Origin of the sequence: Nocardioides sp., from assembly GCF_964228225.1 — a bacterium.
Lineage (GTDB): Bacteria > Actinomycetota > Actinomycetes > Propionibacteriales > Nocardioidaceae > Nocardioides.
Genome location: NZ_CAXQZB010000067.1, coordinates 1 through 6945, shown reverse-complemented (window position 1 = coordinate 6945; position 6945 = coordinate 1). Strand labels below are relative to the sequence as shown.

General features: G+C 70.6%; 8 protein-coding genes and 1 pseudogene. 3 read left to right on the top strand and 6 right to left on the bottom strand.

What is annotated here, in order from left to right; translation table 11 throughout:
* Positions 1–10: 10 nt before the first annotated feature.
* The 3 genes from ACERUJ_RS16540 to ACERUJ_RS16530 form a co-directional block, all read right to left on the bottom strand.
* Complete coding sequence (locus tag ACERUJ_RS16540) at positions 11–1087, bottom strand: IS110 family transposase (protein ID WP_300404667.1); 1077 nt, start codon at positions 1085–1087, stop codon at positions 11–13.
* Positions 1088–1432: 345 nt separating this feature from the next.
* Entirely contained in the window at positions 1433–2458 is a 1026-nt protein-coding gene (locus tag ACERUJ_RS16535) for a succinylglutamate desuccinylase/aspartoacylase family protein (protein ID WP_300390652.1), read from the bottom strand.
* On the bottom strand, positions 2455–2952 hold the full coding sequence (locus ACERUJ_RS16530; RefSeq protein WP_370038004.1) for an ATP-dependent zinc protease: 498 nt from the start codon (positions 2950–2952) through the stop codon (positions 2455–2457). Before ACERUJ_RS16530 ends, ACERUJ_RS16535 begins: the two co-directional genes overlap by 4 nt.
* A gap of 79 nt (positions 2953–3031) precedes the next feature.
* Between ACERUJ_RS16530 and ACERUJ_RS16525 the strand changes: the two are divergent.
* The 3 genes and pseudogenes from ACERUJ_RS16525 to ACERUJ_RS16515 form a co-directional block, all read left to right on the top strand.
* Positions 3032–3892 (top strand): annotated as a pseudogene (locus tag ACERUJ_RS16525) (RimK family alpha-L-glutamate ligase); the annotation flags it as partial.
* 27 nt (positions 3893–3919) lie between these two features.
* The gene (locus ACERUJ_RS16520) at positions 3920–4222 is read left to right on the top strand and encodes a TrkA C-terminal domain-containing protein (protein ID WP_348691143.1); all 303 of its coding nucleotides are present in this window, start codon (positions 3920–3922) and stop codon (positions 4220–4222) included.
* Between the two features lie 158 nt (positions 4223–4380).
* Positions 4381–5118: a hypothetical protein gene (locus ACERUJ_RS16515; RefSeq protein ID WP_370195058.1), complete on the top strand. Its 738-nt coding sequence runs from the start codon at positions 4381–4383 to the stop codon at positions 5116–5118.
* Positions 5119–5132: 14 nt separating this feature from the next.
* Here ACERUJ_RS16515 and ACERUJ_RS16510 read toward each other — a convergent pair whose 3' ends face one another.
* The 3 genes from ACERUJ_RS16510 to ACERUJ_RS16500 all read right to left on the bottom strand — a co-directional run.
* Positions 5133–5447 carry a hypothetical protein gene (locus tag ACERUJ_RS16510; RefSeq protein ID WP_370038002.1) on the bottom strand — a complete coding sequence of 105 codons (315 nt, stop codon included), beginning with the start codon at positions 5445–5447 and terminating at the stop codon, positions 5133–5135.
* A 21-nt stretch (positions 5448–5468) separates the two neighbouring features.
* Positions 5469–6353, bottom strand: coding sequence for a hypothetical protein (locus ACERUJ_RS16505; RefSeq protein ID WP_370038001.1), 885 nt, complete (start codon positions 6351–6353; stop codon positions 5469–5471).
* A gap of 203 nt (positions 6354–6556) precedes the next feature.
* Positions 6557–6945: pyridoxamine 5'-phosphate oxidase family protein (locus ACERUJ_RS16500; RefSeq protein WP_370249919.1), on the bottom strand; the 389-nt coding region annotated here is incomplete at its 5' end.

The window sequence follows — 6945 nt, the reverse complement described above, 5'->3', positions numbered from 1 at the left end:
CGAGACGCTTCTATAGCGTGTCAAGGGCTGCGAGGTGTCGGTAGATCTCGCGTGCGATGTAGCGCTTTAGGCAGCGGCGGATGCGGGGTTTGGTGAGGGACTCGGCGGTGCGGCGTGCGACGTAGTCGCGGGTGGCTGGGTGGTACTTCATCCGGTTGCTGGCGATGGAGTGCAGGGCGCGGTTCAGCTGTCGATCGCCGGTGCGGTTGAGGCGGTGTTCGTGGCGGCGTCCGGAGGAGACCTCGAGTGGGCAGACTCCGGCGATCTTGGCGAAGCTGGCTTCGTTGCGGACGCGTCCGGGGTGGGACCAGGCGGTCAGGACGGTGGCGGCGTTGACGGGTCCGACGCCGGGTAGGTCGAGCAGGGTCGGGGCGGTCGCGGCGACGATGTCGTGCAGCTGCTTGTCGTTGCTGGTGGCCTCGGCGTCCAGGGCCAGGATCCGGGTGGCCAGACGGATTGCCTCGCGGCGTGCGACGGCCTGGGTGGGGGTGTCGCCTCGTCGGGTACGCCAGGCGGCGATGCTGCGGATGGTCTGACGGGTGGGTTTGCGGCGGGCGTCGACGCCGAGGTCGTGCACGCGCAGCAGCGCGGTCAGCGCGTTGATCGCGCGGGTGCGTTCGCCGGTGATGGAGTTGCGGGCGCTCAGCAGCACCTGCAGCGTCGCTGAGGTCTCACCGCTGCGGGCATCGGCGAGCTGGTCGAGGTGCTTGTGCAGGCTGCCGCGGGCGGCCACGACCGCATCGATCTGGTCGTTCTTGCCGCTGCCACGCTCGCGCTTGGGGGTCGGGGCGTCGACGACGCGGTAGCCGGTCTGGGACAGCACAGCGGTGAGCTGGGCGCCGTAGCTGCGGGTGCCCTCAATGCTGACCAACACCCGGTCGACCTCGCCGGCAGTCGCTTCTGCGGTGCGGCGGGCGATCCAGTCGGCTGCGCGCAGCAGCCCGGCGGTGTGGGTGGGGAACTCGGCGTGATCGATCAGCCCTCCGGTGCGGGCCTCGATGATCGCGTAGTGGTGGGTCGCGGCGTGGGTGTCCACGCCCACGACGTAGGTGTAGACGTCTGCCACGATGGGTTGTGGGCCGGCCATCAGATGCGCTCCTTGCTGCAACGGGGTGGGTGTCATGGCCGGCTGAGCCGGCCGGCACGCCCCGGGTGAGGTCACGACGCGGCATCACTGTGATGGGTCACCACACGTGCGTGAACACGCGTGGGACAGGCTTCTGATCAGGCCAACGACGTGGGCGGGGCGCCCGGCCGGCTCGCCGCCGCGTTCGGACAGGTCTCGGCAAGGACACCGCCAGCAACAGCCCACAGGTCAAGCCACGAGTGGGTCACGAACACGACAGAGAACCGGCCAGACCGACCCTGCCAGCCAGCCCCGGGCCAGCCACTACCAAGACTCACAGCCACGAGACCCGGTGAGGGGACCCCCTCAGGACTCGTCGGTCTCCTCGACCGAGTCCGGGTGCGGCTCGTGCTCCACGGCCTGGGCGGGTGACTCGAGCACCTCGGCGAGGTGGACCACCGCGTCGCCGGAGGACACCAGGGGCGCCTCGGTGCGGCCGATGACGATGCCGTCGCGGTCGGCGTGGACCAGCCGCACGCGCTTGCCGAAGGAGTCGAAGAGCCCGCCGAGGCGCTCGCCCTTGGTGACCCGCTGGCCGAGCTCGGCCTCGAGGTGGAGCATCCCGGTGCCGCGGGCGCGGACCCAGCCCGAGCGCCACGACTCCAGCGTCGGGGCGGGCGGGTCCTCCTCGGGGGGCTCGATCATCCCGAGGTGGGCGAGCACGCGGCGTACGCCGCGCACGCCCGCGTCGACGGCCCAGCCGTCCATCCGCCACGCCTCGCCCGCCTCGTAGAGCAGCACCTTGGCGCCGGCCTCACGGGCCGCGGCGCGCAGGGACCCGTCGCGCAGCCGGGCGTGCATCATCACCGGCGCGCCGAAGGCCAACGACAGCTCGCGGGTGCGCTCGTCCTCGAGGTCGGCGCGGATCTGCGGGAGGTTGGTGCGGCGGTCCGAGCCGGTGTGCAGGTCGATGCCGACCTCGCACTTGGCGACCACCTCGGTCATCATCAGGTGCGCGATCCGGGCCGCCAGCGAGCCGCGTCGCGAGCCGGGGAAGGACCGGTTGAGGTCGCGCCGGTCGGGCAGGTAGCGGTCGCCGTTCATGAAGCCGAGCACGTTGACGATCGGCACCGCGATCAGCGTGCCGCGCAGGGACTTGGCGTCGAGGTCGGCCAGCACCTGGCGCACGACCTCGACGCCCACGGCCTCGTCGCCGTGGATGGCGGCGTCGATCCAGACGGTCGGCCCGTCGTGCCGACCGTGCACCACCCGGATCGGCAGGTCGACGTCGGCGCCGGTGACCAGGCGCGTGATCGGCAGCGCCAGCGCCTGCTTGCGCCCGGCGCGGACCCGGACCGGACCGATCTCGAAGGAGTCGCGGGGCACGCTCACCGTCCCCGGTTGCGCCGGCGTACGGCGACGGGCGGACGGGGACCGAGGTAGGACCTGCCCGGGTCCACGGCGTAGCCCTGCCGCAGCGCCTCGCGCCCGACCAGCATCCGGAACCCCATCTCGTCACGCCGCGACAGCGTCATCTCCGCGGTCACCGTGCGCTCGAGCAGGGTGATCTCCATGGGGACGACGTAGCGCTCCTCGGCATGACCGGAGGAGGAGCGGACCTCACGGACGTCGAGCACCGGGCAGCGGGCCGAGACGGCGTCCTCGTCGGTGCCCTGCCAGGGGTGGATGGAGAAGCTCACCCAGCGCTGCCCGTCCACCTCCTCCTCGACGAGGTCGAAGGCGTGGATGGCGCTGGTGCGTGCGCCGGTGTCGAGCTTGGCCTTGACCCAGGGCACCCCGAGGCCGGGGAGACTCACCCATTCACGCCAACCCGCGAGGGTGTAGGAAGGAACAGGGGTCTGGTCGCCCGTCGGCTCTGCTGGCACGCTGGCTCGTCCTCTCCATCGCTCGGCACCCGTCGGGCACATGGTGGTCCACACGTCCGGCACTCACACTCGGGTGGTCATGAAACTAGCGATCCTGTCCCGCGCGCCCCGCTCGTACAGTACGCAGCGGCTGCGCACGGCGGCCCTGGACCGGGGCCACACCGTCAAGGTCCTCAACACGCTGCGCTTCGGTATCGATCTGTCCGGTGACGAGCCGGACCTGCAGTTCCGTGGCAAGCAGCTCTCGCACTACGACGCGATCCTGCCGCGCATCGGCAACTCGATCACCTACTTCGGCACCGCCGTGGTGCGGCAGTTCGAGCAGATGGACGTCTACACGCCGAACACCTCGTGGGGGATCTCCAACAGCCGCGACAAGCTGCGTGCGACCCAGATCCTCTCCCGCCACCAGATCGGGATGCCGGCCACGACCTTCGTCCAGGGCCGCAACGACGTGATCCCCGCGATCGAGCGGGTCGGCGGCGCACCCGTCGTCATCAAGCTGCTCGAGGGCACCCAGGGCATCGGGGTGATCCTCGCCCCGACCATCAAGGTCGCCGAGGCGATCATCGAGACGCTGCAGTCGACCAAGCAGAACGTGCTGATCCAGCGCTTCGTCGAGGAGTCCAAGGGCCGCGACATCCGCGCCCTCGTCGTCGGCGACCGGGTGGTCGCCGCGATGCGACGCGTGGCCAAGGGCGACGAGTTCCGCTCCAACGTGCACCGCGGTGGGTCGGTCGAGCCGGTCCAGCTGGACCCGGCGTTCGAGCGTGCCGCGGTGCGCTCGGCGCAGATCATGGGCCTGCGGGTCGCCGGCGTCGACATGCTCGAGGGCAACGACGGGCCGCTGGTGATGGAGGTCAACTCCTCGCCGGGCCTGGAGGGCATCGAGCGGGCCACCGACCTCGACGTCGCCGGCGCGATCATCGACTACATCGACAACCAGGTCGCCTTCCCCGAGATCGACGTGCGTCAGCGGCTCACCGTCTCCACCGGCTACGGCGTCGCGGAGATCCTGGTCTTCGAGGCCTCGGACATGGTGGGCAAGACCCTGGGCGACTCCGGGCTCCGCGAGCGCGACATCACCGCCCTGACGCTGCACCGCGGCACCCAGGTCATCCCCAACCCCAACGCGCGCCACGTGCTGGAGGCCGGCGACCGGCTGCTCTGCTTCGGCAAGCTCGAGGAGATGCGCTCGATGATCCCGAGCCGTCGCAAGCGGATGCGCAAGCCGAAGAAGCTGCCCGCCGAGCCGATCCACGACGCCTGACCCCTGCGCCCGTTCGGCCCCGATCGGCCCCGTTCGACCCGGACCGGTCGCGGTGGGGCCGCGATGGGACGGCTCAGGGACGGCCCCCCCTTACGATTTCAGTGAGATAGGCGGGCGGCGCATTGCCGCAACTGCGACAGTCCGGCACAGTCGCTCTCGTGACGTCTCACCCGCGCTGGCTTGCTCGCTACCTGGACGGCGAGCGGGACGTGGTGTGGCACGAACTGCGCCAGCTCGGTGCTCAGGTGCGCGACCCCCAGTTCGCCGACGAGGCTCAAGCGGTCTGCGACGAGATGGCGCGCCGGGCGCGATGCAACATCGAGGTGCTCATCGAGCGGTTGCTCGAGCAGGACTACCGCTTCCACGAGAACGACGACGACGGCACGCCCGTGCAGCCCTTGACCGGACCGGGGCCAGACGCGGAGGACTTCGTCGACTGGCTCGACCAGACCTTCGGTCCCGTCCCGATGGTGTTGTCGTCCTGGGTGCGCATCGTCGGCGACGTGTGGATGGTCGGCACTCACCCCGACTGGGAGACCTCTGCCGCGGCGGACCCACTCGTCGTCGAGGTAGCGGGTTTGCGCTACCCCAGGGACGACGTCCGGCCGTACTTGCTCGACGAGTTCGAGCAGTGGCGCGAGTACCCGGAGGGCAGGCCATTCCAGCTGCCCGTCGCGCCAGACCACCTGCATAAGAACAACGTCAGCGGGGGTGCGCCGTACGGTCTTGTCCTTCCGGACGCCTGCGCCGACGCGCTCATCGTCACCGACACGGCGACGTCGTTCGTCTCGTACCTCCAGAGGGTGTTCGACACCGGTGGCTTCCCCCGGTCGAGCGGGCACGACCGGCAGTGGGCCGTGACGCGCGTCCTTGCGTCTGGTCTCGACCCGGTCTGACCAGCCGCCAACCCTCAGAAGTCGATTCCGACCGGCTCCGCCTCCTGCTGTGCGACCGCGCCAGCGGACGCTGCGGGTTTGGGTGGCTGGCCGGTCTTCTTCCGCGCTGCGTTGCGCAGCTCCTTCGCGGCCTTCTCCGCTGGGGTGGACCACAGGCTGTAGGTGCGCTGCTGGTTGCTCTTCGGTCCCCAGGAGTCGTAGAGCGCACGGTAGCGACGAGACGGCATGCCTGCGTGCTTGCTGAGGTGGCCGCGGATGTCGATGGCGTAGACGCCGGCGTCGTCGGCGCGTAGATGGGCCAGCCGCACCAGCTCGAGCAGGAGGTCCATGCGGGCTCGGTTTCGGAACGTTCAACGGCGCGACTCGAGCACCGCGCGGACGCGGCGGATGGGCTCCTCGATGGCGCCGTTGCCGTACACCGGCGGCAGGCTCGGTCGGCGGTCGGTCTGGGCGCGCATCCGGCGCCGCCAGTACGCCACCCACCTGCGGCCGTTCGCCGCCGCGGGGTGGTCGGTGACGGCGGCGTCGAACGCGTCCCAGCCGGTTCGGGACTGGAGCGCGACGTGCAGGAGCTCCCAGAGCGGGTCGTCGTACTCGACGCCGTCCTTGCGGAGCGCCTGGCGGCCCTTCTCGATGATGTGGAACTCGCACAGCTGGATGGGCACGGCGTTCTTGCCGCGGCCCCAGTGCCGCTGAACCGCCCCGATGATGCCGTAGTCGCGGTCACAGACCACCGACAGCGGCCGGCCGGGCAGGCTGGCCAGGAACTCCTCCCAGGCTGGGCCGTCGTTCGTCGGAGCGGCCGCGAGCTTCCACAGCCGGCCGTTCTCGCCGTCCTTGTCGTAGCCGTACGCCGCCAGCACGCTGAACAGGTCGAAGGTCTGCCCGGAGCGGTTGTTGGTCCAGATGAACCGGGTGCTGTCCAGGACGAGCACGGCGGGCCACTCGCTCTCCTGGTGGCGGGCCGCGACCACGGGCACGAAGTCGGCCATCCACTCCGCGACTGTCTGTCCGTTCACGACCTCCCGCAGTGCCGCGGTCTTGCCGACGTTGGCGGTCATCCGGACACGCTTCGCTGCGTCGGTGTAGCTCATCCCACGGCCCAGGTTCACCAGCGCGGTCGCGACCTCGCGCACCAGGTACTCGAACTCCGCGGGTGCACCCGGGCCCTGGTGCGCCTCGAGGTGGTTCTCGCACTCCACACAGGTCTCATCGAGCGCGCGTGTCCTGCTCATCGCGCCGAGGAACCGGTGGTAGCTGTTGTCGGGACGGATGCACCGCCACCGCTGGCGTTCCCCGGCCGCCGGTCCTCTGGACCCCGTCACGCACCACGCGGGAGTCGGTGTGGCCGCGTGGGCAGGTCGGGGCGCTGGGCACCAACTCAGGGTCGCACGAAACGCCGACTCATCTCACTGAAATCGTAAGGGGGGGGGACGGCTCAGGCGGGCACGAGCTGGAAGCGCCGTCCGGTGACGGCCTCCGGCACGATCGCCACGACCTCCCACTTGGGCGTGGACACCCACGGCACCAGTGGCAGGTCGTCGTACCGGTGCGCCTCGTCCTCGCCGAGCACCCGCCCGTGCCCGCGCACCAGCACCGACCAGGCGACCCTGCGCCCGTCGGCGAGCGACTCGACGGAGTCGATCTCCAGCGCGACGTCGGACTCCAGCGCGGCCGCCAGCAGCGTGTTGCCGGCGTCGGTGCGGATCAGCAGGGTGCGATCGACCACCGCGTAGTTGACCGGCACGACGTGGACCTCGTCGACCAGGCGGTAACCGATCCGGCCCAGCTCGTGGTCCTCGAGCAGCTCCCAGCACTCCTCCGCGG

What these genes read in the sequence shown, in the direction of transcription:
- ACERUJ_RS16540 (WP_300404667.1), bottom strand. Translation starts at nt 1,087, where the DNA reads ATGGCCGGCCCACAACCCATCGTGGCAGACGTCTACACCTACGTCGTG.
- ACERUJ_RS16510 (WP_370038002.1), bottom strand. Translation starts at nt 5,447, where the DNA reads ATGGACCTCCTGCTCGAGCTGGTGCGGCTGGCCCATCTACGCGCCGAC.
- ACERUJ_RS16505 (WP_370038001.1), bottom strand. Translation starts at nt 6,353, where the DNA reads ATGAGCAGGACACGCGCGCTCGATGAGACCTGTGTGGAGTGCGAGAAC.